This is a genomic window from Kitasatospora sp. NPDC051984, from assembly GCF_044593455.1.
Lineage (GTDB): Bacteria > Actinomycetota > Actinomycetes > Streptomycetales > Streptomycetaceae > Kitasatospora.
On sequence record NZ_JBIUCB010000009.1, the window covers coordinates 168,874 to 195,587 of the forward strand.

Sequence of the window (26,714 nt, forward strand, 5' to 3'; positions counted from 1 at the left end):
ACAGCGGGGCTGGGTCAGCCCATGTGCGGGTAGCGGTAGTCCGTCGGCGGGACGAACGTCTCCTTGATGGACCGGGTGGACGTCCAGCGCATCAGGTTCTGCTTGGCACCGGCCTTGTCGTTGGTGCCGGAGGCCCGGCCGCCGCCGAAGGGCTGCTGGCCGACGACGGCGCCGGTCGGCTTGTCGTTGATGTAGAAGTTGCCGGCGGCGTTGCGCAGCACGTGCATGGCGTGCTGCACGGCCTCGCGGTCCTGGGCGATGATCGAGCCGGTCAGGCCGTAGGACGACACCGACTCCATCTGCGCGAGCATCTCGTCGTACTTGTCGTCCTCGTAGACGTGCACGGAGAGGATCGGGCCGAAGTACTCGTCCTTGAAGTACTCGGCGGTCGGGTCCTCGCAGACCAGCACGGTCGGGCGGACGAAGTAGCCGACCGAGTCGTCGTACGTGCCGCCCGCCAGGACCTCGACCTTCGGGTCTGCCTGGGCGCGGTCGATCGCGGCCTTGTTCTTGGCGAACGCACGCTCGTCGATGACGGCGCCCATGAAGTTCGCCAGGTCGGTGACGTCACCCATGGTGAGCCACTCGACCTCGTCGCGGAAGTCGTCCTTCAGCTCGGCCCAGATCGAGGCCGGGACGTACGCGCGGGACAGCGCCGAGCACTTCTGGCCCTGGAACTCGAAGGCGCCGCGGGTCATCGCGGTCTTCAGGATCGCCTTGTCGGCGGACGGGTGGGCGACCAGGAAGTCCTTGCCGCCGGTCTCGCCGACGATCCGCGGGTAGGTGCGGTAGTTGGAGATGTTCTCGCCGACCGTGCGCCACAGGTGCTGGAAGGTGGGGGTGGAGCCGGTGAAGTGGATGCCGGCCAGCGCGGGGTGCTTCAGCGCGACCTCGGAGACGTCCAGGCCGTCACCGGTGACCATGTTGATGACGCCCTTGGGCAGGCCGGCGGCCTCCAGCAGACGCATCAGGTAGTGCGCGGCGAACTGCTGCGTCGGGGACGGCTTCCAGATCACCACGTTGCCCATCAGCGCGGGCGCGGTCGGCAGGTTGAGGGCGATCGCGGTGAAGTTGAACGGGGTGATCGCGTAGACGAAGCCCTCCAGCGGGCGGTGGTCCATGCGGTTCCACACGCCGTCCGAGGAGATCGGCTGCTCGGCCAGGATCTGCCGGGCGAAGTGCACGTTGAAGCGCAGGAAGTCGACCAGCTCGCAGGGGGTGTCGATCTCCGCCTGCTGGGCGGTCTTCGACTGGCCGAGCATGGTGGCGGCGGCCAGCGTCTCGCGCCACGGGCCGGCCAGCAGGTCGGCGGCACGCAGGAAGATCGCGGCGCGCGAGTCGAAGGAGAGCGCCTGCCAGGCCGGGGCGGCGGCCAGCGCGGTGTCGATGGCCTCACGCGCGTCGTCCTGGGTGGCGTTGCGCAGCGTGCCGAGCTTCGCCGCGTGGTTGTGCGGCTGCACCACGTGGAACTCGGAGCCGCCGCCGAGGCGCTGCTCGCCGTTGATCGTCATGGTGAGCTGGATCGGCCCCTGGCCGCCCAGCTCCTTCAGCTTCGCCTCCAGGCGGGCCCGCTCGGGGCTCCCGGGGGCGTAGCTGTGGACCGGCTCGTTGACCGGCGCGGGGACCTGGGTCACAGCATCCATGGCGCACGCTCTCCTTCTCGTCATGGGACGCCGACGGGGTTCACACGTCGGCCATGTCACGAACGCTATTCCCCGTCCTGGCCGCCAACTGTTGGCCGCGCCGCCAAAGTCCCCCGCTCGCCGTTGTCCGCCCGGACGAACACCGTCACGTACCGGTCACGGCCGCCGAATCCTGTCCGGCTCACTAAACTCGAGGCCGGGATGTTGTCCGCCCCGACGAAGACCCGACGGGCTCGACGGACCCCGCCAGACCCCGACAGTGACTCGACGAGGACCCCGCCCATGAACGGCCTGCCGCTGCGCCAGTTGCTGATGTCGCTCGGCGAACCCCTGGTCGAACTCCAGGCCGCGCCGGCCGGCCTGGACGTCCCGGTCCGCGACGTCGCCATCCTCGACCCGGAGGACCCGCCGACCGCCGCCCCGGGCGAACTCGTCCTGGCCATCGGCGCCCGCGGCCGCGCCGCCCTCCCCGCCCTGCGCGCCGCCGGCCGCGCCCGGGCCGCCGCCGTCGCCGTCAAACTCGACGGGCCCGGCCAGGCCGACGCGCTGCGCGAGGCCGCCACCGAAGCCGGCGTCGCCCTCCTCTCAGTACGCCGCGAAACCCGCTGGGAACACCTCGACTCGCTCGCCCGCGCCCTACTCGCCGGACCCGACAGCGGAGAACCGGGCGAGGCCGACACCGGCGACCTCTTCACCCTCGCCCAGACCGTCGCCGTCCTCACCGGCGGCATCGTCTCCATCGAGGACACCTCCAGCCGGGTCCTCGCCTACTCCCGCACCTCCGACTCCGACGAGGTCGACGACCTGCGCCGGCTGTCCATCCTCGGCCGCCAGGGGCCCGAGCCCTACCTCGCCAAGCTCCGCGAATGGGGCGTCTTCTCCCACCTGCGCGGCTCCGACGGCGCGATCGAGATCGCCGCCCACCCCGAACTCGGCATCCGCCGCCGCCTCGCCATCGCGATCCGCTCCGGCGCCCAGCCGCTCGGCACCATCTGGGTCCAGGAGAGCACCCGCCCGCTCGCCCCCACCGCCGACCGCGCCCTGGTCGGCGCCGCCCGCGTCGCCGCCGGCCAACTGGTGCGCCGCCGCCGCGAGTTGTCGGCCGACGCCCGGCTCACCCAGACCCTGCTCACCGGCCTGCTGGAAGGCTCCACCGGCCCCCAGTCGCTCGCCACCCACCTCGGCCTCGACCTGCGCCGCCCCGCCACCGTCCTCGCCTACGCCCCGGCCGCCACCGCCGAACGCGACGTCGAACTCTCCCGCGACGAAGTCACCGGCCTGATCTCCGTCCACACCGCCGCCCGCCACCGCGGCGCCCTGCTCGCCCCCGTCGACTCCCGCATCTACGTCCTGCTGCCCGAACTCCCGCCCGCCCTCCCGCAGTCCACCCTCCGCGACTGGGCCCAGGAAACCGTCGACGCCGCCCGCACCCACCTCGCCATCCCCCTGCGCGCCGCCATCGGCCCCACCGTCCCCGGCCTCGCCGACGTCCCCTCCTCCCGCGCCCAGGCCGACCGCATCCTCGACGCCATGGGCCGCGGCGGCGTCGTCCCCGACGTCGCCGCCCTGCACGACGTCCAGGCCGAAGTCCTGGTCTCCGAAGTCCTCGCCCTCCTCCAGGACCGCCCCGAACTCCGCGACCCCCGCCTCACCGCCCTCACCACCTACGACACCCGCCACCACACCCGCCTCGCCGAATCCGTCCTCGCCTACCTCGAAGCCCTCGGCGAAGTCCGCGCAGCCGCAGACGCCCTCCACATCCACCCCAACACCCTGCGCTACCGAGTCCGCAGAGCAGAGCAGTTGACCGGCCTCGACCTGACCCAACCCCAACAACGCCTCCTGGCCATGCTCCAACTGCGCCTCTCCGACTAACGGTCCGCGCCCCGTCAGGGGCACGCGGCACTGCGCGAGCAACCACCCACAAACGGCAAGGTCCGCCCAAAGGAGCGCAACACCCCTCCCCGGGCGGACCACCTAAAAACGTGTCACATCCGGTGCCACGGCCCACTGATCGCGAGCATGATCCCCGGCTCCTGAATATTCGCGAACAACGTCCGCCCGTCCCGCGAGAACGTCACCCCGGTGAACTCGCTGAACTCCGGCTTCTCCGCCGTCCCCAGGTTGAGCTCGTTCCGCGCCAGCGCATACGTCCGCCCGTCCGAAGTCGCCCCGAACAGGTGCTGCAGCCCGTTGCCGTCCTCGGCGATGATCAGCCCGCCGTGCGGCGACACCGTGATGTTGTCGGGGCCGTCGAAGTTCCCCTTGTCCGTCCACACATCCGCGTTGACCCCGAGGATGACCTTCAGCGTCAGCGTCCGCCGGGCCGGGCTGTAGAACCAGACCTGCCCGTCGTGCTGCAGCGGCGACTCCTCGCGCGCGAACGACGACACGAAGTAGATGCCGCCGTCCCCCCACCACATGCCTTCGAGCTTGCGGGCCCGGGTGATCTCGCCGGCTGCGAACTGCTTGCGGATCGAGGTGGTGCGGGCGTCCCGGTCCGCGACCTTGACCCAGTCCGCGCCGTACGTGGTGCCGGGCTTGGTGGCGCGGGAGAGGTCGTCGACCAGCTTGCCCTGGGCGTCGAACGCCTTCAGCGCCTCCAGCGCGCCCGCGTCGGCGGCCAGCGTGCGCAGCTTGCCCTTGCCGTGCCGGAAGCCGGCCGGCGGCGTCCAGCGGTAGAAGAGGCCGTTGGGCTTGGCCGCGTCCTCGGTGAGGTAGGCGTGGCCGCGCTTCTCGTCGATGACGACGGCCTCGTGCGGGAACCGGCCGAAGGCCTTGATCGGCTGCGGGTTCCGGTTGGCGTCCTGGTCGTGCGGGTCGACCTCGAAGACGTAGCCGTGGTCCTTGGTGAAGCCGTTGGTGCCGGCCTTGTCCTCGGTCTCCTCGCAGGTCAGCCAGGTGCCCCAAGGGGTGGCCCCGCCGGCGCAGTTGGTGGCGGTGCCGGCGATGCCGACCCACTCCCGCACCCGCCGCCTGCCGTACCCGTGCCCGCGACCGTGATCGTCGCCGTCCTCCTGGAAATGACCATGCCCGGACACCTCCACGACCGTGCACCCGCCGGCCGCCGCCGGGTCGTACACGTAGCCGTCCAGCAGCGGCACGGGGTGCGGCCAGTTCGCCCGCGGGCCGGCCAGTTCGTGGTTGTTGACCAGCAGGGTCGCGCCGTGGCGGCCCTCGAACGCGGCGGTGCCGTCGTGGTTGCTGGGGGTGCTCTCGCCGGTCAGCAGGGTGGTGACGCCGGTGCGGGTGATGATCTCGTAGGAGAAGCCCCTGGGCAGTGCCAGGATGCCCTCGGGGTCGGACACCAGCGCGCCGTAGCCGACCGCGGCGTGCCCGGCCCCGGCGAGGGCGGCCTCGCCGCCGGAGGGAGCGGCGATCGCCCCGGGCGCGGTGGCGAGGACCTCCGCGCTTCCGGCGATCAGGACGCCTGCGCCGAGCACGGTCGAACGGTTCACGAAGTCCCGGCGGGACAGCGACATGACGGTCACTCCTCAGCAGAAGGAGACGGATCGGTGACCGTCAGAGTCCGGCCCGCGCGTGAACCGGGCGTGAATCGGACGCTACGTCAAAGCGCCGATCCACCGACCGTTTTGCCAACCGGAGACGGCCCCATGACCGGGCCTTTACCACTGGTTCCGGTGCTGGGTACGCTCGACGCGCCACTGCTCCCAGGCGGTCAGCCAGGCGTCCTCCGTGCCGGACGGCAGCTCGGGCGTGCCCCCGGCCCACAGGCGTTCCCAGGCGCGCTGCGCGGGCAGGCTCGGCACCTCACTGGCGAACACGGTGTACCGCACCACCTCCTCGGCGGCCGCGGCGCCCTCCGCGGTGCCGGTCAGCCAGTCCACGTGGTGGGCGAGCCGGCCAAGGTGGTTGACCATCGAGGTGACGGCGCTGTCCGCCTCCTCCTCGGTCTCCGAGGCGAGCCACATCTGCTGGCGCACCACGGTCTCCCAGCGGGCCTTGCGGTCCGCACCGCGCAGGTGCCGGGGCAGCCTCGCGCTGCGGCCGGCCCGGAGCTGGGTGACCATCGCGGTGGCCCGGGCGATGCCGTGCTCGACGAGTTCGCGGTGGGCGGTCAGGCCGAGTTCGGCGGGTGTCGGTTCGGCCGCGGGCTCGGGCACGGTGGTCCGGCGGGCGGCCAGGGTCCGCAGCAGCGCGGTGCGGCCGATGATGTACTGCTCGAAGTCGGCGATTCCGCGCAGTTCGATCGCGCCGGGCGGCACCCCGCGTCCGGTGACGGTGACGGTGGTGCCGTCCATCCACAGCCGGCCGGCCCAGACGGTGCCGGCGCCGGGGCGGCGGTCCTCGTGGATCTGCAGGGCGCGCGGGTCGCCGTCCACGGTGATCCACTCGCGCAGCGCCCGCACGCCGCCGGGGGTGTCGCCCTCGTCGATGCCGAGCTGCTCGTACACCCGGTCGCGCTCGTCCTCGACCACGTCCTCCAGGTCGGGCAGCGGTTCGGTGAGTTCCGCGCCGGGCCGGTAGGTGCGGACGGTCACGTACGGACCGTCCGCACGGTTCCAGTCACCGGAGCGGACCTCCACCCAGCCGAGTTCGCCGTTGTCGACCTGGTACTCGGCGAGGACGTCCCGCCCGGGCAGGCCGCCCGCGCGGTGCTCCCAGCCGAACACCGGGAACCCGGCCCCGGCCATCAGCCGCCGGCTGTACGCCTCCTGGTCCGCGTAGACCTCCTCGATCTCCCACGGCCCGCTCGCGTGCTGCCTCTTCATTTCTCGCCGCACCCCCGGCACTCGCCACACCGTTCTGCTGCCGGGCGGGCCCGGCACGGCGACCACCATACGGCCCGGGGAACCTGTCGATCCATCAGCTTCGCGGTGGTCTTCCGCCAGGGTGACGCGGCGGGAACCCGCCCGGGTTGCCCGTCAGCGCTGCGCCCTCAGCGAACGGGCCTTGATCGCGGCCCGCCGCGCCTCCTTGGCGACCTTGCGGTCCAGGTGGAGCGCGCCGATGACCTCCAGCACCTCGGGCGTCAACGGGTGCGGCACCCGCCACACCTCGCCGAAGTAGCTGGCCGGGTTGTCGGTGACCGGCAGGTCGGCGACCAGCGCCTGCAGGCGGCCGCCCTCACCGGCGGTGAGCAGCAGCACGGCGGCCACCGAGTCGACCACCCGCCACAGCGCGTCGGGGCGTTCGGCGGCCTCGACGTCCTCGCCGCGGGCGCGCAGCCACTCGCGGGCCAGGCCGCCCAGCTCGGGGTCGTCGACGACCTCCCGGACGGCGGGGACGGCGTCCTCGCCGAGCTCGCCGAGCGCGAACCCGCAGTAGTAGCGGCGCACCGGCGACTGCACGTCGCGGCCCCGCCCGCCGGACAGCAGCGCGCGGGCGGCGTCGGTGGCGTCCTCCCGGGCGGCCAGCCAGGCCCTGAGCTCGGGCTCGGCGAACGTGTTGCCGTTCTCGGCGAGGGCGCGCAGCAGGGCGGGGCCGTCGAGGTCGGCGAGGTCACCGATCAGCGGGGCGTCGAAGCCGTCGGCGATCAGCCACTCGCGGACGGCGTACTGGCCGAGCGGGGTGAGCCGGACGGTGCCGAAGCGGGCGGCGTCCTCGTCGGTCAGCGGGTGCTCGGGCTCGGCGGCGGCGGCGTCGTCCTCCTCCTCGAACAGTTCGGGGTCGATCGGCGTGTGCTCGACCAGGCCGAGTTCGGCGAGGTCGCCGAGCATCGGGTCGAGGACGACCATCAGGTCGGTGATCTCGCCGAGCATCTCCTCGTCGGGCTCCTCGCCCTCGGGGACGACCAGCAGCGCGGCCAGCACGCCCAGCGGGACGGTGGTGTCGGCGCCGGGCTCGGCGAACGCGGTGGACTCGTACAGCACGTGCAGCGCCTCGTCGAGGATCTCGGCGGCCTGGTCCCGGGCGTCCTCCACCTCGGCCAGGCCCTCGGGATCGTCCCGCTCGCTGCCCTCGACCACGTCCGGGTCCACCGACTCGGCCTCGGCGGCGAGTTCGCGGACCAGTTCGGCGGCCTCGAACCACAGGCCGAGCACGGCCGCCGGCTCGCCGGCCTCGACGGCGGGCAGGTCGGCACCGGGGACGGCGATGTGGGTGCCGCCCTCGGTGGTGCCGGTCTCCACCGCGCCGAGGTCGCAGGCCAGCGCCCAGGCGCGCATCGCCTCGACGACGTCCTCCTCGTCCGGGTCCTCGATGCCGAGCATCCGGGCGGCCCGGATCCGGTCCTCGGGGCCGAGGTCGCCGTGCTCGTCGACGTCGCGGTGCGGGTCGATCCAGCGGGCCAGCGCGACCACCTGGGCGATCAGCGGGACGGCGAGCGCCGCGTCGGCGAGTTCCCGGTCCGAGGGCAGCACGATCGGCGGGATCAGCACCGCCGTGTCGTCGGGGTCCTCGTCGCCGCTGCTGGAGCCGTACAGCTCCGCGAGGTCGTAGTCGGCGGGCAGCAGGCCCTCGGCGTCGGACGGCTGCTGCTCAGGGGTCTTACGGCTTCGTCCGGCCATCGCGCGCGAACTCCCGCTGTTCGTCGGAGGTAACCGCCGCCCGGTGGGCGGTCCGACAAAGGGGCGGACGCCGGGGCATCGGCGGCGCGGACCGGTGTGTCGGCCCGTCAACCCAGCGTATCGGCCGCCACCACCGAAAGCGTGAGCCGCCCGGGCGTCCCCCCGAACGAGTGGGACGGTGCGGCCGAACGAGTGCCCGGGTGCACGTATCCTTCGGTGGGCGCCGCGCACCACCCCCGCGCGTGCGTCCCCGGAGCGACGGAGCTCCGAACCCCAAGAACCACGTGCACACCCGCGCCGACCGGGCCAGTCCGCCATGCCACCACTCCCCGGCCTGGCCACGCCCGGCGGCGCCCGGCCACAGGAGACCCCTGCCATGGCGGACCTCTCCCCCGCCGGCCCCGGCCTGAGCACCGCTCAGTACGCCGGCCGCCGACTGTCGGAGGCCCTGCTTCCACTGGAACTCGCCCCTCGCAAGCAGCTCCAGCTCTCCGCGATCAGCCGATGGAACGCGCTGCGCGGCATCCGGGTCGGCCTGGTCGCCGCCGGCCTGCTGCTGATGCTGATCGGCGCCAACCTGGTCACGCCGCTCTACCCCGCGCTCCAGCAGCGGCTCGGCCTGACCCCGCTCGACACCACGATCCTGTTCACGGTCTACGTGTTCGCCCTGGTCCCGGTACTGGCCGCGGTCGGCCACTGGTCGGACCACCTGGGGCGACGCGCCATGATCCTGCCCGCGGTCGCGCTGTCCGCCGCCGGCGACGTCGTCTTCGCCACCGCCGGCTCCTTCTGGCAACTGGCCGCCGGACGCGCCGTCCAGGGCATCGCCGTCGGCCTGTCCACGGGCGCGGCGGGCGCCGCCCTCGGCGACCTGCTGCCCGACCGGCCCACCCTCGCCGCCAAAATCACCCTGGCCTGCTCGGCCGGCGGCGTCGCACTCGGCCCGCTGGTCGGCGCGGCCATGGCCTCGGGTTCGAACCCGCTGCCGGGCCTGTTCCTGACCCACGCCGTCGCGCTGCTCGCCCTCTGCGTACCCCTCGCCCTGGTGCACCCGCGGATGCCCGGCTCGGTCCGCCCGCCGGCCTCCCCGCCGCGCATCACCACCCCCACCCAGCTGCGCCCGCAGCGCCTGCGACTGCCCCGCTCCGGGCGCCGCGAGTTCCTGCTCGCCTCCGGCGCGGGCTTCGTCTCGTACGCGGTCTTCGGCGTCTACCTGGCGCTCGCCCCGGCGTTCTCCAGCACCCTGCTGCACACCGACTCCAAGATGGCGGGCGCCGCCGTCGCGGCCCTGCTGCTCGGCTCCTCGGCAGCCGCCCAGCTGCTGGTCCCGCCCACCTCCGACCGCATCGTGGTCGCCGCCGGCCTGACCGGCCTGGCCACCGGCCTCGGCCTGCTCACCGCCGCCGCCGCCACCGGCACCCCCGCACTCCTCTTCATCGGCAGCGTGGTCGCCGGCGTCAGCCAGGGCATCGCCTTCCGCTCCCTGTTCACCGCCGCAGTGGCCGCCCTCGACCCCGCCCGCCGCGGCAGCGAACTCTCCACCCTCTGGGTGATCGTCTACCTCGGCTCCTCCGCCCCGATCATCGCCGTCGGCGCCCTCACCCGCGCCTACGGCCTGATCCCCGCCATCACCACCTTCGCCGCCCTCGCCGCCACCGCCTCCCTGGCCCTGGCCGCCGCCGTCCTGCGCCGCAAGGACTGACCCCCCGCCGCGAGGCGGACATCGGCTGCTGCCGGCCCGGCTGCCCGACCGTCCGCGGTCGGGCCCGGTCCGCCGGGTGGCGGCGGCGCTGCGGGAGGCAACGATCAAGTGAGCACACGCAACAGGGGCGGAACCCGAAGGTCCCGCCCCTGCCAGAAGTACTACTGACCGATCAGACGTTGAAGCCGAGCGCGCGCAGCTGGTCGCGGCCCTCGTCGGTGATCTTGTCCGGGCCCCACGGCGGCATCCAGACCCAGTTGATCCGCAGGTCCTTGACCAGGCCGTCGGTCGCGGTCCGGGCCTGGTCCTCGATCACGTCGGTGAGGGGGCAGGCCGCGGAGGTGAGGGTCATGTCGACGGTGGCGGTGTCGTCCTCGTCGATGTGCAGGCCGTAGATCAGGCCCAGGTTGACGACGTCGATGCCCAGTTCGGGGTCGACGACGTCCATCAGGGCCTCCATGAGGTCCTCGGTGGTGACGGTCCCGGCGGTGGTGAACGCACCGGGGCTGTCGGACACCGCGACCTCGGCCGTGGCGGCCTCGGGGGTCTCGTTCTCGCTCATGAATTCAGTGTCCTTACCGGAACGTCAGTCGGAAATCTCGGGGTGGCCGGCCAGCGCCTTGGCGGTGGCGTCCTTCCAGGCCATCCAGCCGAGCAGGGCGCACTTGACCCGGGCCGGGTACTTGGAGACCCCGGCGAACGCGACGGCGTCCTCCAGGATCTCCTCGTCGCCCTCGGACTGGCCCTTGCTCTGCATCAGCTCCAGGAACGCCTCCTGGACCTGCTGCGCCTCGCCGACCGTCTTGCCGACCACCAGGTCGTTGAGCACGGAGGCGGAGGCCTGGCTGATCGAGCAGCCCTGCGACTCGTAGGAGACGTCCGCGACGACCGTGCCGTCGAGCTTCACCCGCAGGGTGATCTCGTCGCCGCACGTCGGGTTGACGTGGTGGACCTCGGCGTCGCCGTCCCGCAGCCCCTTGCCGTGGGGGTTGCGGTAGTGGTCCAGGATGATCTCCTGGTACATCGAGTCGAGCTTCATGCGACCACCTCAGCCGAAGAAGTTGCGGACGTGGTGGAGGCCGTCGATCAGCGCGTCCACCTCACCGGGCGTGGAGTACAGGTAGAACGACGCCCTGGTGGTCGCCGGAATTCCGTACCGCAGGCAGACCGGCCGCGCACAGTGGTGGCCGACCCGGACCGCGATGCCCTGCTCGTCGAGCACCTGGCCGACGTCGTGCGGGTGGATGTCCCCGAGCGTGAAGGAGATCGCCGCGCCGCGGTCCACGGCCGTGCGCGGGCCGATGATCCGCAGGTCGGGGACGTCCAGCAGGCGCTCGATGGCGTACTCGGTGATCGCGTGCTCGTGCGCGGCCACGCGGTCCATGCCGATCGCCGACAGGTAGTCGATGGCGGCACCGAGGCCGACGGCCTGGGCGATCGGCGGGGTGCCGGCCTCGAACTTGTGCGGCGCGGGGGCGTAGGTGGACGAGCCCATGGTGACGGTCTCGATCATCTCGCCACCGCCGAGGAACGGCGGGAGGTCCTCGAGGAGCTCCTGGCGTCCCCACAGCACGCCGATGCCGGTCGGGGCCAGCATCTTGTGGCCGGTGAAGGCGACGAAGTCGGCCTCCAGCGCCTGCACGTCGAGGACGGCGTGCGGGGCGGCCTGCGAGGCGTCGATGGCGACCAGCGCGCCGACCGACTGCGCCTTGCGGACGATGGTCTCCACCGGGTTGATGGTGCCCAGCAGGTTGGACACCAGGGTGACGGAGACGATCTTCGTCTTCTCGGTGATCAGCTCGTCGATGTTGGACAGGTCGAGCCGGCCCTCGTCGGTCAGCCCGAACCACTTCAGCTTCGCGCCGGTGCGCTGCGCGAGCAGCTGCCACGGAACGATGTTGGAGTGGTGCTCCATCTCGGTGATCACGATCTCCGAGTCGGCGTCCACCCGGTACGGCTCGTCGGCCCAACCCAGCATGTTGGCAACGAGGTTGAGCGACTCCGAGGCGTTCTTGGTGAAGATCACCTCGTTCCGGCTGGGCGCGTTGATGAACGCCGCGACCTTGTCCCGGGCGCCCTCGTACAGCGCGGTCGCCTCCTCGGCGAGCACGTGCACGCCGCGGTGGACGTTGGAGTTGTGCTGCTCGTAGTAGGCGTTCAGCGCGTCCAGCACCTGGCGCGGCTTCTGCGAGGTCGCCGCGTTGTCCAGGTACACCAGCGGCTTGCCGTCGTGCAGCACCCGCGACAGGACGGGGAAGTCCTTGCGGATCGCGTCGGTGTCCAGGAGTCCGGTCAGATGGGAGTGGGTCACTCGGAAGCGCCGCCCTTCACGTAGCTCTCGTAGCCCTCTTCCTCCAGCTTGTCGGCGAGCTCGGCACCGCCGGACTCGACGATCCGGCCGCCCGCGAAGACGTGCACGTAGTCGGGCTTGATGTAGCGCAGGATGCGGGTGTAGTGGGTGACCAGCAGGGTGCCGACCTCACCGGTGGAGCGGACCCGGTTGATGCCCTCGGAGACGATCCGCAGCGCGTCGACGTCCAGGCCGGAGTCGGTCTCGTCGAGGATCGCGACCTTCGGCTTGAGCAGCTCGAGCTGGAGGATCTCGTGACGCTTCTTCTCACCGCCGGAGAAGCCCTCGTTGACGTTGCGCTCGGCGAACGCCGGGTCCATCTGCAGGGCGGCCATCGCCTCCTTGACCTCCTTGACCCACAGCCGCAGCTTGGGGGCCTCGCCGCGGACGGCGGTGGCGGCGGTGCGCAGGAAGTTGGAGACAGAGACGCCGGGGACCTCGACCGGGTACTGCATGGCCAGGAACAGGCCGGCCTTGGCGCGCTCGTCGACCGACATCGCCAGCACGTCCTCGCCGTCCAGCAGCACCTCGCCACCGGTGACGGTGTACTTGGGGTGGCCGGCCAGCGAGTAGGCCAGGGTGGACTTGCCGGAGCCGTTCGGACCCATGATCGCGTGGGTCTCGCCCTGCTTGACCGTCAGGTCGACGCCCTTGAGGATCTGGCGGGGGCCGCCCTCGGCGTTGACGGAGACGTGCAGGTCGCGGATTTCAAGCGTTGCCATGGGGTACTCAGTTCTCCTGGTTGACGGAGACGAGCACATCGTCCCCTTCGATCTTTACGGGGTAGACGGCGACCGGCCTGGTCGCAGGCAGCCCGGACGGCTTTCCGGTGCGCAGGTCGAAGCTGGAGCCGTGCAGCCAGCACTCGATCATGCAGTCCTCGACCTCGCCCTCGGAGAGCGAGACGTTGGCGTGCGAGCAGATGTCGTTGATCGCGAACACGCCCTCGTCGGTGCGGACGATCGCCACCGGGACGCCGTTCAGCTCGACCTTCTTGGGCACGTCCTCCTGCAGCACGCTCAGCGCGCAGGCGCGCAGGTAGCCGGCGCTCATGCGACCGTCTCTTCCAGCTCGGCCTCGATCTTCTCCATCAGGCGGTCCTGGATCTCGGCGACGCCGATCTGCTGGACCAGCTCGGCGAAGAAGCCGCGCACCACCAGGCGGCGGGCCTCGTCGGCCGGGATGCCGCGGGACTGCAGGTAGAACAGCTGCTCGTCGTCGAAGCGGCCGGTGGCGGAGGCGTGGCCGGCGCCGACGATCTCGCCGGTCTCGATCTCCAGGTTGGGGACCGAGTCGACCCGGGCGCCGTCGGTGAGCACCAGGTTGCGGTTGAGCTCGTAGGTGTCGGTGCCGACCGCGGCCGCGCGGATCAGCACGTCGCCGATCCACACCGCGTGCGCGTCCTCGCCCTGCAGCGCGCCCTTGTAGGCGACGTTGGAGCGGCAGTGCGGTGTGTCGTGGTCGATGATCAGGCGGTGCTCGAGGTGCTGCCCGGCGTCCGCGAAGTACAGGCCGAACAGCTCGGCCTCGCCACCGGGGCCCGCGTAGGAGACCCGCGGGTGCAGGCGCACCACGTCGCCGCCGAAGGTGACCACCACGGACTTGAAGGTGGCGTCCCGGCCGACCAGCGCGTTGTGCTGGGCGGCGTGCACCGCGTCCCGCTCCCAGTCCTGGACGGAGACGAAGGTCAGCTTGGCGCCGTCGCCGACCAGCAGGTCGACGTTGGCGGCGCGGGTGCCGGTGCCGGAGTGGTTCAGCACCACGACGGCCTCGGCGAACGGCTTGACCTCGATCACCACGTGGGCGAAGCGGACCCCGCCCTCGCCGTGCACGTCGATCCGGACCGGCTCGGTCAGCACCGTCTCCTTGGGGACGGTCACCACCAGGGCCTGCTCGAACGCGCTGAACGCCTGCGCGGCGATCCGGTCCACCGGGGTGCCGGCCTTGCCGACGCGGGCGTCGTCGCGGCCGACCAGCTCGGAGGTGACACCCTCCGGCAGGCCCAGCTCGATCTTGTCCTCACCCTTCACGGCATCGACCGCAGTGCCGTCGTGCAGGCCGGCGAGGCGGTGCATCGGCGTGAAGCGCCAGTCCTCCTCGCGGCCGGTCGGCACCGGGAAGTCGTTCACGTCGAAGGACGGCTTGACCGCGACGCGGGCGTCGATCGGCTGCCGGACGCTCTCGCGGCCGGTGCCCGGACCGGCGAGCTGCGCGCCTGCGCCGGCGGTGCCCACCTCGATCGAACCGGCGGTGGTGGAGCCGGGAGTGTTCTGCTCAGCCATGGCTGTTCGTGTTGCTCTCTTTCGGAAATGGTCGACGGACGGGCGGGGGCTGACGGCGCGTCAGCCGACCGCGCCCTCCATCTGCAGCTCGATCAGCCGGTTCAGCTCCAGCGCGTATTCCATCGGCAGCTCGCGCGCGATCGGCTCGACGAAGCCTCGGACGATCATCGCCATCGCCTCGGTCTCGGTCAGGCCGCGGCTCATCAGGTAGAAGAGCTGGTCCTCGGAGACCTTGGAGACCGTCGCCTCGTGGCCCATCGACACGTCGTCCTCGCGGACGTCCACGTACGGGTAGGTGTCCGAGCGGGAGATGGTGTCGACCAGCAGCGCGTCGCACAGCACGTTCGACTTGGCGCCGTGCGAGCCCTCGCCGATCTCGATCAGACCGCGGTAGGAGGTCCGGCCGCCGCCGCGCGCCACCGACTTGGAGACGATGTGCGACGAGGTGTTCGGCGCCATGTGGACCATCTTCGCGCCGGCGTCCTGGTGCTGGCCTTCGCCGGCGAACGCGATCGACAGCGTCTCGCCCTTGGCGTGCTCGCCCATCAGGTAGACGGCCGGGTACTTCATGGTGACCTTGGAGCCGATGTTGCCGTCGACCCACTCCATGGTCGCGCCCTCGTACGCCACGGCGCGCTTGGTGACCAGGTTGTAGACGTTGTTCGACCAGTTCTGGATGGTCGTGTAGCGGCAGCGGCCGCCCTTCTTGACGATGATCTCGACCACCGCGGAGTGCAGCGAGTCCGAGGAGTAGATCGGCGCGGTGCAGCCCTCGACGTAGTGGACGTAGGCGTCCTCGTCGACGATGATCAGCGTCCGCTCGAACTGGCCCATGTTCTCGGTGTTGATCCGGAAGTAGGCCTGCAGCGGGATGTCCACGTGCACGCCCTTCGGCACGTAGATGAACGATCCGCCGGACCACACCGCGGTGTTCAGCGAGGCGAACTTGTTGTCGCCCACCGGGATGACGGTGCCGAAGTACTCCTTGAACAGCTCCGGGTGCTCGCGCAGCGCGGTGTCGGTGTCCAGGAAGATGACGCCCTGCTCCTCCAGGTCCTCACGGATCTGGTGGTAGACGACCTCGGACTCGTACTGGGCGGCGACACCGGCGACCAGGCGCTGCTTCTCCGCCTCCGGGATGCCCAGCTTGTCGTACGTGGCCTTGATGTCGGCGGGCAGGTCCTCCCAGGACTCGGCCTGCTTCTCGGTCGAGCGCACGAAGTACTTGATGTTGTCGAAGTCGATGCCCGACAGGTCGGAGCCCCAGGTCGGCATCGGCTTCTTGCCGAACAGCTTCAGGCCCTTGAGGCGAAGGTTGAGCATCCACTCGGACTCGTTCTTCTTCGCCGAGATGTCGCGGACGACGTCCTCGCTCAGGCCACGCTTGGCGGCGGCACCGGCCGCGTCCGAGTCGGCCCAGCCGTACTCGTACGTGCCGAGACCTTCGAGCTCGGGGTGTGCGATGTCAGTCATGCGAGGTTCCTCCGCGCGGTGGAGCCGGTTTCGTCGGACGTTCGATGGAGGTACCGGCAGTCGGCACGGCACCGGGCGTCCCGGAGGACGACGGTGCGGCACCGGATGCCGGCACATACGTGGTGCAGACCCCGTCGCCGTGGGCGATGGTGGCCAGCCGTTGCACATGGGTGCCCAGGAGCTGCGAGAAGACCTCGGTCTCCGCCTCGCAGAGCTGCGGGAACTGCTCGGCGATGTGCGCGACCGGGCAGTGGTGCTGGCACAGCTGGGCGCCGGCCGGGGCGGCAGGCGCCGGGGCGGCGGACGGGACGGGCCGCACCGTGGCAGCGTACCCGTCGGCGCTCAAGGCCCGAGCGAGCGCCTGGGCCCGCTGCGGGGCGTCGGCCTGTTCGACCTCACCCTGGTACTTCCGGCCCTGCTTGGCGAGCCGGGCCCGGGCGAAGGCGGCGACCGCCTGCTCGCCCGCCTCGCCGCCACCGGCGGCCTCCGAGATCCAGCGCAGCGCGTCTGCGGCGAGCTGGTCGTAGGCCTGGTAGAAGGCGTCCCGCCCGCCGTCGGTCAGGGCGAACACCTTGGCCGGACGGCCCCGGCCGCGGCTGCCGTAGACCCGCTGCTCGCGGGACTCGACCAGCCCGGCGGCGGTCAGGCCGTCCAGGTGGCGGCGCACCGCGGCGGTGGTCAGGCCGAGGCGGCCGGCCAGGTCGGCGGCCGAGGACGGCCCGTGGTCGAGGATCGAACGGGCGACCCGGTCCCGGGTCGCCCGGTGGCCCTCGGCGGCGAGCGCCTCCGCCGGAGTCGCGGGCACGGCACAGTCGGGAGCCTCGGGCTCCCGCTGAGCGTCATGCTCGCGAATCTTTTTCACAACACGATTGTTGCTTAATTCCTCCGCGGGAAACAAGCCGTGACCCCGGTCTCACCGGTGGCCTCCATCACGGAAGGCATGCCTTACCTGATGAGGGCCGTGAACTGCTCCTACACTCGCCGGTATGCATGCAGACCCCGCCGTCGAGGTGACCGGACTGGTCAAGCGGTACGGCGACAAGACCGCCGTGGACGGCCTCGACCTGGCCATCGCGCGCGGAACCGTCACCGCGGTGCTCGGCCCCAACGGCGCGGGCAAGACCACCACCATCGAGACCTGCGAGGGCTACCGCCGCCCCGACGCCGGCACCGTCCGGGTCCTCGGCCTGGACCCGGTCGCACAGGCCGGGCAGCTCAAGCCGCGGATCGGCGTGATGCTCCAGTCGGGCGGCGTGTACGCCGGTGCGCGCGCCCTCGAAATGCTCCAGCACACCGCGAAGCTCTACGCGAACCCGCTGCCCGTCGGCCCGCTCGCCGAACGCCTCGGCCTGGACTCCTGCGGCCGCACCCCCTACCGCCGGCTCTCCGGCGGCCAGCAGCAGCGCCTGGCCCTCGCCATGGCCGTGGTCGGCCGCCCCGAACTGGTCTTCCTGGACGAGCCCACCGCCGGCCTCGACCCGCAGGCCCGCCGCGCCACCTGGGACTTGGTCACCGAACTGCGCACCGCCGGCGTCACCGTCGTCCTCACCACCCACCAGATGGACGAGGCCGAACAGCTCGCCGACGACGTCGCCGTCGTCGACCGCGGCAAGGTCATCGCCCAGGGTTCCCCCGACGAGCTGCGCGGCCCCGACGCCCAGCTGCGCTTCGACGGACCCCCCGGGCTGGACCTGGCCGGCCTGCGCAAGGTCCTCCCCGACACCGCCCTGGTCGCCGAGCCCTCCCGCGGCTCCTACCGCGTCGAGGCCGCCCTGGACGCCGCCCTGCTCGCCGCCGTCACCGGCTGGTGCGCCGAGGCCGGGGTGATGCCCGACAAGCTCGCGGTACAGCGCCGCAGCCTCGAAGACGTCTTCCTCGACCTGACCGGACGGGACCTGCGATGACCGCCACCGACCTCACCCCCCGCCCGGGCGCCGCGCCGGTCGGCCGGATGCTGCTCGCGCAGACCGCCCTGGAGACCAGGATGCTGCTGCGCAACGGCGAGCAGCTGCTGCTCACCGTGGTCATCCCCACCGTGCTGCTGGTGCTGTTCTCCGCCGTCGACGTGGTCGCCGTGGACGGCCCCGGCAAGCGCGTCGACTTCCTCGCCCCCGGCCTGCTGGCGCTCGCCGTGATGTCCACCGCCTTCACCGGCCAGGCCATCGCCACCGGCTTCGAGCGCCGCTACGGCGTCCTCAAGCGGCTCGGCGCGACACCGCTGCCCCGCTGGGCGCTGCTCACCGCGAAGACCGGCTGCGTGCTGGTCACCGAACTGCTCCAGGTGCTGCTGCTCTCCGGCATCGCGCTGGCCCTCGGCTGGTCGCCGCACGGCAACCCGCTGGCGGTCCTGCTCCTGCTGGTGCTCGGCACCGCCGCGTTCTCCGGCCTCGGCCTGCTGATGGCGGGCACGCTGCGCGCGGAGGCCACCCTGGCCGGCGCCAACCTGGTGTTCATCCTGCTGCTGCTGGCCGGCGGCGTGGTGGTGCCGCTCGCCAAGTTCCCGGACGCGGTGCGCCCGGTGCTGGAGCTGCTGCCGATCTCGGCGCTCTCCGACGGCATGCGCTCGGTGCTCCAGCTCGGCCACGGCATGCCCTGGTCCGACCTCGGCATCCTGGGCGTCTGGTCGGTGCTCGGCCTGGCCGCGGCCGCCCGCTTCTTCCGCTGGGAGTAGCCCCCGCTGCCCTCGGGGGCCACGTCCGGGCTCAGGAAGCGGCGCCGGCCTTCTTGCGCCGTGCCGCGTAGACGATCCCGCCACCCACGCCGAGCACCGCCGCGCCGCCCACGGTCAGCGCCAGCAGGCCCTCCGACCCGGTGAACGGACTCCACGGGTGGAGAAGGGCAAGGGGAGATGAGCCCAACCTGTGAAAGGTCTGGACCAAGTCGCACCCTTTCGGCCACTCGCCAGTAGGTCAAGACCAACGCACCGACACGCTCGATCCGCCCGTTTTGTCCGCGCGCCCCTCGCGAGGCCCGCTGCCGCACCCGCGACGCCGGACCACCGTGTAAGCCCGCCTACGATGGTCCGGTGACCAACCCGTTCTCCCTCCTCGCCGAGCGCTGGCACCCGAGCGCGCAGCACGTCCGCCGGGCGGCCATGGCCGCCCTGGTGATGAGCGTGGTGATCGTGGTCACCGGCGGCGCCGTCCGGCTGACCGCCTCCGGTCTCGGCTGCACCACCTGGCCGCGCTGCACCGCCGAGAGCCTGACGCCGACGCCCGAGATGGGCATCAACGGCGTCATCGAGTTCACCAACCGGATGCTCACCTACGTGCTGTGCGCGGCCGTCGGCTGGGCGATCCTGGCGGCCCGCTGCGCCAAGCCGTGGCGGCGCTCGCTGACCAAGCTCGGCTGGGCCCAGTTCTGGCTGGTGATGAGCAACGCGGTGATGGGCGGCATCACCGTCCTGACCGGCCTGAACCCGTACATCGTGGCGGCGCACATGGTCGCCGCGCTGGCCCTGGTCTGGGTCGCGGTGGTGCAGTGGGAGCGCACCCGGGAGGGCGACGGCGCGCCACGGGCCCTGGTCGCGGAGCCGATCCAGCGCCTCGCCCAGGTGCTGGTGCTGACGATCAGCCTGCTGGTGGTGGCCGGTACGGCGGTCACCGGCGCGGGCCACCACCCGGGAGCCTCGTCCAAGGACGGCAAGCCGGTGTACCGCATCCCGATCGACTACGACCGGCTCGTCCAGGCCCACGCCGACCTGGTGTTCCTCTCGGTCGGCCTGACGCTGGCGGCGCTGCTGGTGTTCGCCGCCGTGAAGGCCCCGCCGGCCGCCGGGGCCCGGGTCCGCGAGCTGTTCGGCCTGCTGATGATCCAGGGTGTGCTGGGCTTCGTCCAGTACTTCACCGACGCCCCGGAGATCATGGTCGGCGTGCACATGCTGGGCTCGGCCCTGATCCTGGGCGCCGCCGTCCGCATCCCGCTCGCCCTGCGCACCCGCGCCGAGATCCCGGCCCAGGCCACCGCCCCGTCGACCGAGCTGGTCGCCTGAGCGACACCCCGAACGCAGAAAAGGAGCGCGGACAGCTGTCCGCGCTCCTTTTCCGTCCGCCGGGGCGGACTAGTGCCGCGTCAGGCAACCTTTGCCCGTCAAGGAGCGGCGTCCGGTGCGTGCTCTCGGCGTGCCGGCCGGAAGCCCTCGTACTGGGTGTACTTGGGTTTTCGGCCGGTGCGGCGAGAGTGCGTGCAGGGCGTCGCGACGGGGCGAAGGTTGCCTGACGCGGCACTAGATCTGGATGCCCGCCATGCGCTTCCACTCGTACGAGCTGGTCTTCACCTTCAGGCCCAGCTCGCCCTCGAAGTCGTCGTGCAGGGTGAGCCCGGCGAGCTCGGCGGCCCGGCGGCCGATCGCGTAGGTCGGCGCGACCTGGTCGCCCCAGGTGCCGTCGGCGCCGACCACGACGATCCGGGTGGCGGTGCGGCCGACGTACTCGACGACACCGTCCGCGTGGCCGCCGTGCTGCTTGGCGAAGCTGCTCAGGTGCTTGGCAATGCGCTTGGCACGACGCTCGACGCGGGCGTCCGGCGCGGCGGTGGTGGCGGTCTCTGCGCTGGTCATGCCCGCATGCTACCGACCGGTAGCGCCGCTGGCGACGGCACCGCCCTGTGCCGACGGCCACATGGCGGGCAGCCGCAGCTCACCGGCCCCGGCGTAGGCCAGCGCGAAGGCGGCGCCCTCCGGCCCGGGGGCGGCGATCCGGCGGATCCGCTCCAGCCGCAGCCGCAGCGCGAACTCGCGCTGCCCGGGCGGCAGGCCGGCCGGCAGGTGCAGCAGGTCGAGCAGCTGCTCGGAGAACTCCTGGGTCTGCCAGGCGGCGTCCAGCCGTCGCCGCTCGTAGCCGTCCAGCCCGGTGCCGTCCAGCCCAGTGCCGTCCAGCCCGGTGCCGTCCAGCCCAGTGCCGTCCAGCCCAGTGCCGTCGCCGTCGCGCAGCTCGGCGATCAGCGCAGCCGCCAGGTCGGCGGCGTCGGCGACCGCCGAGTTGAGGCCCTTGGCACCGGACGGGGTGACGGTGTGCGCGGCGTCCCCGGCCAGCAGCAGCCGCCCGGCCCGCATCCGGCGGGCGACCTTGCCGCGCATCCGCAGCATGCCGGTCTCCAGCAGCGCGCCGAGCGCGGGGTCCTCGCCGTCGAGCTCCAGCCGCCGTTCGAGTTCGGCGCGGATCCGCCGTTCGCCCCAGCCGGCCGGGTCCTCGCCGGCGGGCACCTCCAGGTAGAACCGTCCGACGTCGGCGGTGCGCGGCATCATCCCGGCGAACCCGTCGGCGTGCACCGCGTAGCGGATCTGCTCGACCGGCCGGGAGATCCGGGCCAGCACCGTCAGCCAGTCGTACGGGTAGCGCCGCCCGGGCCCGTCGGCGCCGTCGGGGAAGGCGGCGGCGACCACGCTGTGCGCGCCGTCGCAGCCGATCACGTACTCGGCGGTGAGCGGGCCGTCGGCGGTGTTCAGCTCGGGGCGGCCGTCGGCGCCGACCGTGACGGACTCCACCGGCCGCTCGAACGCGAGGGTGCCGCCGTCCGCCAGGTACGCGGCGATCAGGTCGCGCAGCAGCAGCTGCTGCGGGTACACCCAGTGCCGGATGCCGCCGGACAGCGCGCCGTAGTCGACCAGCACGTTCTCGCCGAGGCAGGTGATCTCGCACCGTCCGTGCCGCTCGCCCTCGGCGGTCAGCCGGTCGGTGAGGCCCAGCGCGCGCAGGTACTCCACCACCCGGTGCTCCAGCACCCCGGCCCGGGCGGCGCTCTCGACGGCGGCCCGGGAGAGCCGCTCGTGGACGGTGACGGTGATCCCGGCCCGGTGCAGCACGTGGGCGAGCACCAGCCCGGCGGGCCCGGCGCCGACGATCGCGACGGTGGTGGTTCGGCGGGTCATCGACGGCCTCCGACGGCGAACAGGTCGGCCCCGGCCACGGCGGGCACCAGCGCGGGGTTGAACGTTTCGGTGACGGCGGCCAGCGGCTTCGGCCCGTGCCACATCAGGTAGGTCTTGTACGCGGCGTCCGCCCCGTCCCAGTCGCGCACACCGGCGTCCAGCACGGTGCGCCGGTAGCCGGTGCCGGTGGCCTGCAGGGCCGCGCCGATCGGCGCGGCGGTGTCGGTCAGGCACTGCTCGGCCGTGGCGGACAGTACCGGCCGGGCGACCACCACGTTGCGCGACAGCTCGCCGCCGTCACCGCCGGTGAGCACCGAGCGCCGGACGATCAGCTCCTCGTCGTCGCCGGCCAGCAGCAGCGCGGCCGCCCCGGCGGGCGCCTCGGCGGCCGCCACCCGCCGGTGGTCGGCGTGCCCGACCCGCACCGGCCCGCGGGTCCAGGCCGACAGCAGGGTGGTGGTGAGCCCGTCCGCGCCGAGCAGTATCCGGGTGGGCGGGTCGGCGAAGGCCCCGATCAGCCCGGCGAGCTCGGCCGGTTCGCGGGCCAGGAACAGGTGTCCGGACAGGACGATGGACTGGAGCGGCGGCATTCTTTCCCCCGAAAGGCGACGACAGGATCGCAAACGGTGGCCGACCCTACTGGAGAACTGTTTCCGCTGACGAAACGTCACCCCATGCGCGCGCAAAGCCGGCGGTCCGCGCCGCCGCGGCGTGAATACTGGCCCCGTGAACGATTTCCGTGGCTGGCCGGCCGAGGCCCTGGAGTTCTACGAGCACCTGGAGGCCGACAACTCCAGGACCTTCTGGACGGAGCACCGCGCTCAGTACGAGGAACAGGTGCGCGCCCCGATGGAGGCGCTGCTGGCCCGGCTGGAGCCCGAGTTCGGTCCGGGGAAGATCTTCCGGCCGAACCGGGACGTCCGGTTCTCGGCCGACAAGTCCCCGTACAAGACGCACATCGGCGCGGTGCTGGAGTCCGGCGGGTACGTGCAGCTGTCCGCCGAGGGCCTGGCCTGCGGGCTCGGCTACTACCACCTGGCCACCGACCAGCTGGCGGCCTACCGCACCGCGGTCGCCGAGGACCTGCCGGGCGCCGAGCTGGAGCGGGTGGTGGCGGCGGTGCGCGCGGCCGGGCCGGAGGTGGTCGGCCGGGACAGTCTGAAGACCGCGCCCCGCGGCTACCCGAAGGACCACCCGCGGATCGAGCTGCTGCGCCACAAGGGCCTGATCGCCTGGCAGCGGTGGGAGCCCGCGCCCTGGCTGGGCACCGCGAAGGCGTACGGCCGGGTCACCGGTTTCCTGCACGCGGCGGCCCCGCTGCACGAGTGGCTGGAGAACCACGTCGGCCCCAGCGGGCTTGCGCCGCGCTGAGGCCGAGGGGTTCGGAATACGGGGGGTGTCAGCCCACGAACGGGTCGATCGCGACTTCCAGGAACAGCAGCGTCAGGTACGTGATCGACCAGTGGAACAGCCGCATCTCCTTGAGCTTGGCGCCCACGATGCCGGCCTTGGCGCGCGACTGGAGCGCGTACGCCTCCTTCATCCACAGCACGCCGAGCACGCCGGCGGTGATCGGGTACAGCCAGCTGGTGTGCGCGACCGGCCACAGCAGCATCGAGGTCGCCACCATCACCCAGGAGTAGATGACGACCTGCTTGGCGACGCCGATGTTGCCGCGGATCACCGGCAGCATCGGCACGCCGGCCCGGGCGTAGTCGTCGCGGACCTTCATCGACAGCACCCAGGTGTGCGGCGGCGTCCAGAAGAAGACCACCAGGAACAGCAGCAGCGCCGACCAGGACAGCGAGTTGGTGACGGACGCCCAGCCGACGAACACCGGCATGCAGCCGGCGATGCCGCCCCAGACGATGTTCTGCGCGGTGCGGCGCTTGAGGCCCAGCGTGTAGACGAACACGTAGAACAGCAGCGCGCTGCCGGCCAGCGCCGAGGACAGCCAGTTGACCAGGAGGCCGAGCCAGACGGTGGAGATCACGGCCAGCGAGATGCCGAAGACCAGTGCCTCGCACGGCGAGACCATGCCGGTGACGATCGGGCGCCGCTCGGTGCGGGACATCACCGCGTCGATGTCGCGGTCGATGTACATGTTGAGCGCGTTGGCGCCGCCGGCGGACAGGTATCCACCGACCACCACCGCGAGCACCCGCCACAGGTTGGGCACACCGCCCTGGGCCAGGAACATCACCGGCACCGTGGAGATCAGCAGCAGCTCGATGATCCGGGGTTTGGTGAGGGCGACGAAAGCCCCGATGCGGGCCCCGAACGGCCGGCGCGCGGTGCTCGTCCCTACCACCCCGGCGGGGCGGGATTCGACGGCGGTCACGGACACCTCAACAGTCGATGAACTTCCACAGGCGCCCGGAGAACCCGCAGGGTGCCCACCGTCCGCGCTGCGCGTACCACGCAACGATAGACGCTCCATATCTCCCGATCCGCCCCGGGGTCCCCCGGCGAGCCGTGCGCATGCGCGTCTTACGCCTCGGACGGGCAAACCCTCCCCGGACGGGTGAATGTAGGACAGAGGAGTTGACGCCCCGACAGGGGAATGCGACGCCGCAGATCCTGGTTGCCCGGCACGCAGGGTGAGGTGCCCCGCAAACGGTAGGCTCGCACAGAGAAGCGGGATCAACCCTCCGTGATCGGCACCAGCCACAGCGGCGTGGCCGACCGGTCCCCTTCACGGGGTGACACTTCTACAAAAATCCGGAAGGAGCCCTGAGTCAGGGTGAGCACGACGCCGAACGTATTCGAGTGGAGCGAGCTGGACCAGCGGGCCGTTGACACGGCCCGGGTCCTGGCCATGGACGCCGTGCAGAAGGTGGGGAACGGGCACCCCGGCACCGCCATGTCGCTGGCCCCCGCGGCCTACCTCATCTTCCAGCGCTTCCTGCGCCACGACCCGACCGACCCGACCTGGGTCGGCCGCGACCGCTTCGTGCTCTCGCCGGGGCACACCTCCCTCACGCTGTACACCCAGCTGTTCCTGTCCGGTTACGGACTGTCGCTGGACGACCTGAAGGCCTTCCGGGTCGCGGGCAGCCGCACCCCGGGCCACCCCGAGCACGGCCACACGGCCGGCGTCGAGACCACCACCGGCCCGCTGGGCCAGGGCATCGGCAACGCGGTCGGCATGGCGATGGCCGCCCGCTACGAGCGCGGCCTGTTCGACCCGGACGCGCCGGCCGGCACCTCGCCGTTCGACCACACCATCTGGGCGATCGTCTCCGACGGCGACCTCCAGGAGGGCATCTCCGCCGAGGCGTCCTCGCTGGCCGGCCACCAGAAGCTGGGCAACCTGGTCGCGCTGTACGACGACAACCACATCTCCATCGAGGGCGACACCGCCACCGCGTTCTCCGAGGACGTGCTGGCCCGCTACGAGGCGTACGGCTGGCACGTCCAGCGGGTCGTCCCGAAGTCGGACGGCGACATCGACGTGGTCGCGCTGGCCGCCGCGCTGGAGGCCGCCAAGGCGGAGACCGGCAAGCCGTCGATCATCGCGATGCGCACCATCATCGCCTGGCCCGCGCCGAACGCCCAGGACACCGCCAAGGCGCACGGCTCGGCCCTCGGCGACGCCGAGATCGCCGCCACCAAGAAGGTGCTGGGCTTCGACCCGCAGAAGACCTTCGAGGTGACCGACCAGGTCGTCGCGCACGCCCGCGAGGTCGTGCAGCGCGGCCAGGCCGCCCGCACCGCCTGGGAGGAGCAGCTGCGCGAGTGGCGCGCCGCCAACCCGCAGCGCGCCGCCGAGTTCGACCGGATCCAGATCGGCGAGCTGCCCGACGGCTGGGAGAAGGCCCTGCCGGTCTTCCCGGCCGGCAAGGACGTCGCCACCCGCAAGGCCTCCGGCGACACCCTGAAGGCCGTCGGCAAGCTGATCCCCGAACTGTGGGGCGGCTCCGCGGACCTCGCCGAGTCGAACCTGACCACCATCGACGAGGAGTCCTCCTTCCTTCCGGAGGGCAACTCGCTCAAGAGCGCCTCGCCGTACGGCCGCACCGTCCACTACGGCATCCGCGAGCACGCCATGGGCTCCGTGATGAACGGCATCTCGCTGCACGGCCGCACCCGCATCTACGGCGGCACCTTCCTGGTGTTCTCCGACTACATGCGCCCCGCGGTCCGGCTCGCCGCGCTGATGAAGCTGCCGGTGGTCTACGTCTGGACGCACGACTCGATCGGCCTCGGCGAGGACGGCCCGACCCACCAGCCGGTCGAGCACCTGGCCGCACTGCGGGCCATCCCGGGCCTCGCGGTGGTCCGCCCGGCGGACGCCAACGAGACCGCCGTGGTGTGGCGCACCGTCCTGGAGCGGCAGACCAGCCACCCCGGCCCGGTCGGCCTGGTGCTGACCCGGCAGGGCGTGCCGACCTTCGACCGCGAGGTGTTCGGCTCCGCCGAGGGCGCGGCCAAGGGCGGCTACGTGCTGGCCGAGGCCGAGGGCGGCGAGCCCAAGGTGATCCTGCTCGGCACCGGCTCCGAGGTGCAGCTGGCGATGCAGGCCCGCGAGGCGCTGCAGGCCGAGGGCACCCCGACCCGCGTGGTGTCGATGCCGTCGGTGGAGTGGTTCAACGAGCAGGACCAGGCGTACCGCGACAGCGTGCTGCCGCCGAACGTCCGGGCCCGGGTCTCGGTCGAGGCGGGCATCGCCCAGGGCTGGCGCGAGCTGGTCGGCGACGCCGGCCGGATCATCAGCCTGGAGCACTTCGGCGCCTCCGCCGACTACAAGGTGCTCTACCAGGAGTTCGGCATCACCGCGGACGCCGTCGCCAACGCGGCCCGCGCCTCGCTGCGCACGGTCGAGGCCGTCTCCCGCTAGCGGTCACGCCCGGCCCGGGGGACCGCACTCCCCCGGGCCGGGCCCCGGACTCCACAGACGTACGAAGAACAGAAGAAGAGGGACT

General features: G+C 72.1%; 24 protein-coding genes. 7 read left to right on the forward strand and 17 right to left on the reverse strand.

Annotated elements, in window-relative coordinates; translation table 11 throughout:
* Positions 1–14: 14 nt before the first annotated feature.
* Complete coding sequence (pruA, locus tag ACIHEI_RS19975) at positions 15–1,643, reverse strand: L-glutamate gamma-semialdehyde dehydrogenase (protein ID WP_387862789.1); 1,629 nt, start codon at positions 1,641–1,643, stop codon at positions 15–17.
* Positions 1,644–1,925: 282 nt separating this feature from the next.
* On the opposite strand from pruA, the gene ACIHEI_RS19980 reads away from it, so the two are divergent.
* Positions 1,926–3,518 carry a PucR family transcriptional regulator gene (locus ACIHEI_RS19980; protein ID WP_387646372.1) on the forward strand — a complete coding sequence of 531 codons (1,593 nt, stop codon included), beginning with the start codon at positions 1,926–1,928 and terminating at the stop codon, positions 3,516–3,518.
* A 113-nt stretch (positions 3,519–3,631) separates the two neighbouring features.
* Here ACIHEI_RS19980 and ACIHEI_RS19985 read toward each other — a convergent pair whose 3' ends face one another.
* The 3 genes from ACIHEI_RS19985 to ACIHEI_RS19995 form a co-directional block, all read right to left on the reverse strand.
* Positions 3,632–5,125 carry an alkaline phosphatase PhoX gene (locus ACIHEI_RS19985; RefSeq protein ID WP_396607552.1) on the reverse strand — a complete coding sequence of 498 codons (1,494 nt, stop codon included), beginning with the start codon at positions 5,123–5,125 and terminating at the stop codon, positions 3,632–3,634.
* 144 nt (positions 5,126–5,269) lie between these two features.
* A complete protein-coding gene (locus ACIHEI_RS19990; RefSeq protein ID WP_392951787.1) occupies positions 5,270–6,376 on the reverse strand; it encodes a hypothetical protein in 1,107 nt (368 codons plus the stop codon).
* Positions 6,377–6,529: 153 nt separating this feature from the next.
* Complete coding sequence (locus ACIHEI_RS19995) at positions 6,530–8,113, reverse strand: hypothetical protein (RefSeq protein WP_396607553.1); 1,584 nt, start codon at positions 8,111–8,113, stop codon at positions 6,530–6,532.
* A 376-nt stretch (positions 8,114–8,489) separates the two neighbouring features.
* Here ACIHEI_RS19995 and ACIHEI_RS20000 point away from each other — a divergent pair, with 376 nt between their 5' ends.
* A complete protein-coding gene (locus ACIHEI_RS20000; protein ID WP_396607554.1) occupies positions 8,490–9,815 on the forward strand; it encodes an MFS transporter in 1,326 nt (441 codons plus the stop codon).
* Between the two features lie 172 nt (positions 9,816–9,987).
* Here ACIHEI_RS20000 and ACIHEI_RS20005 read toward each other — a convergent pair whose 3' ends face one another.
* The 8 genes from ACIHEI_RS20005 to ACIHEI_RS20040 form a co-directional block, all read right to left on the reverse strand.
* Positions 9,988–10,275: a metal-sulfur cluster assembly factor gene (locus ACIHEI_RS20005; protein ID WP_051055973.1), complete on the reverse strand. Its 288-nt coding sequence runs from the start codon at positions 10,273–10,275 to the stop codon at positions 9,988–9,990.
* Between the two features lie 126 nt (positions 10,276–10,401).
* Positions 10,402–10,854, reverse strand: coding sequence for a Fe-S cluster assembly sulfur transfer protein SufU (gene sufU, locus ACIHEI_RS20010; RefSeq protein ID WP_396607555.1), 453 nt, complete (start codon positions 10,852–10,854; stop codon positions 10,402–10,404).
* A 9-nt stretch (positions 10,855–10,863) separates the two neighbouring features.
* Positions 10,864–12,126, reverse strand: a complete 1,263-nt coding sequence (locus ACIHEI_RS20015; protein ID WP_387646387.1) for a cysteine desulfurase — start codon at positions 12,124–12,126, stop codon at positions 10,864–10,866.
* Entirely contained in the window at positions 12,123–12,887 is a 765-nt protein-coding gene (gene sufC / locus ACIHEI_RS20020) for a Fe-S cluster assembly ATPase SufC (protein WP_387646389.1), read from the reverse strand. Before sufC ends, ACIHEI_RS20015 begins: the two co-directional genes overlap by 4 nt.
* 7 nt (positions 12,888–12,894) lie before the next feature.
* Complete coding sequence (locus ACIHEI_RS20025; protein WP_380365196.1) at positions 12,895–13,218, reverse strand: non-heme iron oxygenase ferredoxin subunit; 324 nt, start codon at positions 13,216–13,218, stop codon at positions 12,895–12,897.
* Complete coding sequence (gene sufD, locus ACIHEI_RS20030; RefSeq protein ID WP_392951778.1) at positions 13,215–14,447, reverse strand: Fe-S cluster assembly protein SufD; 1,233 nt, start codon at positions 14,445–14,447, stop codon at positions 13,215–13,217. The genes ACIHEI_RS20025 and sufD overlap by 4 nt, the downstream gene beginning before the upstream one ends.
* Positions 14,448–14,507: 60 nt before the next feature.
* Entirely contained in the window at positions 14,508–15,920 is a 1,413-nt protein-coding gene (sufB, locus tag ACIHEI_RS20035; RefSeq protein WP_363480938.1) for a Fe-S cluster assembly protein SufB, read from the reverse strand.
* Positions 15,913–16,782 carry a helix-turn-helix transcriptional regulator gene (locus ACIHEI_RS20040; RefSeq protein WP_392951776.1) on the reverse strand — a complete coding sequence of 290 codons (870 nt, stop codon included), beginning with the start codon at positions 16,780–16,782 and terminating at the stop codon, positions 15,913–15,915. The genes sufB and ACIHEI_RS20040 overlap by 8 nt, the downstream gene beginning before the upstream one ends.
* 124 nt (positions 16,783–16,906) lie before the next feature.
* Here ACIHEI_RS20040 and ACIHEI_RS20045 point away from each other — a divergent pair, with 124 nt between their 5' ends.
* Together ACIHEI_RS20045 and ACIHEI_RS20050 are read left to right on the forward strand one after the other, a co-directional pair.
* Positions 16,907–17,824, forward strand: coding sequence for an ABC transporter ATP-binding protein (locus tag ACIHEI_RS20045; RefSeq protein ID WP_392951773.1), 918 nt, complete (start codon positions 16,907–16,909; stop codon positions 17,822–17,824).
* Positions 17,821–18,591, forward strand: coding sequence for an ABC transporter permease (locus tag ACIHEI_RS20050; RefSeq protein WP_396607556.1), 771 nt, complete (start codon positions 17,821–17,823; stop codon positions 18,589–18,591). The genes ACIHEI_RS20045 and ACIHEI_RS20050 overlap by 4 nt, the downstream gene beginning before the upstream one ends.
* Positions 18,592–18,622: 31 nt before the next feature.
* On the opposite strand, the gene ACIHEI_RS20055 is transcribed toward ACIHEI_RS20050, so the two are convergent.
* The gene (locus ACIHEI_RS20055; protein WP_396607557.1) at positions 18,623–18,778 is read right to left on the reverse strand and encodes an LPXTG cell wall anchor domain-containing protein; all 156 of its coding nucleotides are present in this window, start codon (positions 18,776–18,778) and stop codon (positions 18,623–18,625) included.
* Between the two features lie 167 nt (positions 18,779–18,945).
* Here ACIHEI_RS20055 and ACIHEI_RS20060 point away from each other — a divergent pair, with 167 nt between their 5' ends.
* On the forward strand, positions 18,946–19,911 hold the full coding sequence (locus tag ACIHEI_RS20060) for a heme A synthase (RefSeq protein ID WP_396607558.1): 966 nt from the start codon (positions 18,946–18,948) through the stop codon (positions 19,909–19,911).
* Positions 19,912–20,145: 234 nt separating this feature from the next.
* Here the strand turns inward: ACIHEI_RS20060 and ACIHEI_RS20065 are convergent, their stop codons facing one another.
* Genes ACIHEI_RS20065 through ACIHEI_RS20075 form a run of 3 tightly spaced genes read right to left on the reverse strand, consistent with a single transcriptional unit; the run spans position 20,146 to position 22,379 of the window.
* Entirely contained in the window at positions 20,146–20,478 is a 333-nt protein-coding gene (locus ACIHEI_RS20065; RefSeq protein WP_387646406.1) for a hypothetical protein, read from the reverse strand.
* 9 nt (positions 20,479–20,487) lie between these two features.
* Positions 20,488–21,789, reverse strand: coding sequence for an FAD-dependent monooxygenase (locus ACIHEI_RS20070; protein ID WP_396607559.1), 1,302 nt, complete (start codon positions 21,787–21,789; stop codon positions 20,488–20,490).
* The gene (locus ACIHEI_RS20075) at positions 21,786–22,379 is read right to left on the reverse strand and encodes a chorismate pyruvate-lyase family protein (RefSeq protein WP_396607560.1); all 594 of its coding nucleotides are present in this window, start codon (positions 22,377–22,379) and stop codon (positions 21,786–21,788) included. The genes ACIHEI_RS20070 and ACIHEI_RS20075 overlap by 4 nt, the downstream gene beginning before the upstream one ends.
* Positions 22,380–22,515: 136 nt before the next feature.
* On the opposite strand from ACIHEI_RS20075, the gene ACIHEI_RS20080 reads away from it, so the two are divergent.
* Positions 22,516–23,160, forward strand: coding sequence for a DUF2461 domain-containing protein (locus ACIHEI_RS20080; protein WP_392951758.1), 645 nt, complete (start codon positions 22,516–22,518; stop codon positions 23,158–23,160).
* 28 nt (positions 23,161–23,188) lie between these two features.
* Here ACIHEI_RS20080 and ACIHEI_RS20085 read toward each other — a convergent pair whose 3' ends face one another.
* Positions 23,189–24,130 (reverse strand): heme o synthase, encoded by a 942-nt coding sequence (locus tag ACIHEI_RS20085; protein WP_396607615.1) that lies wholly within the window; start codon positions 24,128–24,130, stop codon positions 23,189–23,191.
* A 402-nt stretch (positions 24,131–24,532) separates the two neighbouring features.
* On the opposite strand from ACIHEI_RS20085, the gene tkt reads away from it, so the two are divergent.
* Positions 24,533–26,629, forward strand: a complete 2,097-nt coding sequence (tkt, locus tag ACIHEI_RS20090; RefSeq protein WP_387646418.1) for a transketolase — start codon at positions 24,533–24,535, stop codon at positions 26,627–26,629.
* The last annotated feature ends 85 nt before the right edge of the window (positions 26,630–26,714 follow it).

Bases quoted from the DNA above. Each gene is read 5' to 3' on its own strand.
- pruA (WP_387862789.1), bottom strand. From the start codon at position 1,643: ATGGATGCTGTGACCCAGGTCCCCGCGCCGGTCAACGAGCCGGTCCAC.
- ACIHEI_RS19980 (WP_387646372.1), top strand. From the start codon at position 1,926: ATGAACGGCCTGCCGCTGCGCCAGTTGCTGATGTCGCTCGGCGAACCC.
- ACIHEI_RS19985 (WP_396607552.1), bottom strand. From the start codon at position 5,125: ATGTCGCTGTCCCGCCGGGACTTCGTGAACCGTTCGACCGTGCTCGGC.
- ACIHEI_RS19990 (WP_392951787.1), bottom strand. From the start codon at position 6,376: ATGAAGAGGCAGCACGCGAGCGGGCCGTGGGAGATCGAGGAGGTCTAC.
- ACIHEI_RS19995 (WP_396607553.1), bottom strand. From the start codon at position 8,113: ATGGCCGGACGAAGCCGTAAGACCCCTGAGCAGCAGCCGTCCGACGCC.
- ACIHEI_RS20000 (WP_396607554.1), top strand. From the start codon at position 8,490: ATGGCGGACCTCTCCCCCGCCGGCCCCGGCCTGAGCACCGCTCAGTAC.
- ACIHEI_RS20005 (WP_051055973.1), bottom strand. From the start codon at position 10,275: ATGGAGGCCCTGATGGACGTCGTCGACCCCGAACTGGGCATCGACGTC.
- sufU (WP_396607555.1), bottom strand. From the start codon at position 10,854: ATGAAGCTCGACTCGATGTACCAGGAGATCATCCTGGACCACTACCGC.
- sufC (WP_387646389.1), bottom strand. From the start codon at position 12,887: ATGGCAACGCTTGAAATCCGCGACCTGCACGTCTCCGTCAACGCCGAG.
- ACIHEI_RS20025 (WP_380365196.1), bottom strand. From the start codon at position 13,218: ATGAGCGCCGGCTACCTGCGCGCCTGCGCGCTGAGCGTGCTGCAGGAG.
- sufD (WP_392951778.1), bottom strand. From the start codon at position 14,447: ATGGCTGAGCAGAACACTCCCGGCTCCACCACCGCCGGTTCGATCGAG.
- sufB (WP_363480938.1), bottom strand. From the start codon at position 15,920: ATGACTGACATCGCACACCCCGAGCTCGAAGGTCTCGGCACGTACGAG.
- ACIHEI_RS20045 (WP_392951773.1), top strand. From the start codon at position 16,907: ATGCATGCAGACCCCGCCGTCGAGGTGACCGGACTGGTCAAGCGGTAC.
- ACIHEI_RS20050 (WP_396607556.1), top strand. From the start codon at position 17,821: ATGACCGCCACCGACCTCACCCCCCGCCCGGGCGCCGCGCCGGTCGGC.
- ACIHEI_RS20065 (WP_387646406.1), bottom strand. From the start codon at position 20,478: ATGACCAGCGCAGAGACCGCCACCACCGCCGCGCCGGACGCCCGCGTC.
- ACIHEI_RS20070 (WP_396607559.1), bottom strand. From the start codon at position 21,789: ATGACCCGCCGAACCACCACCGTCGCGATCGTCGGCGCCGGGCCCGCC.
- ACIHEI_RS20075 (WP_396607560.1), bottom strand. From the start codon at position 22,379: ATGCCGCCGCTCCAGTCCATCGTCCTGTCCGGACACCTGTTCCTGGCC.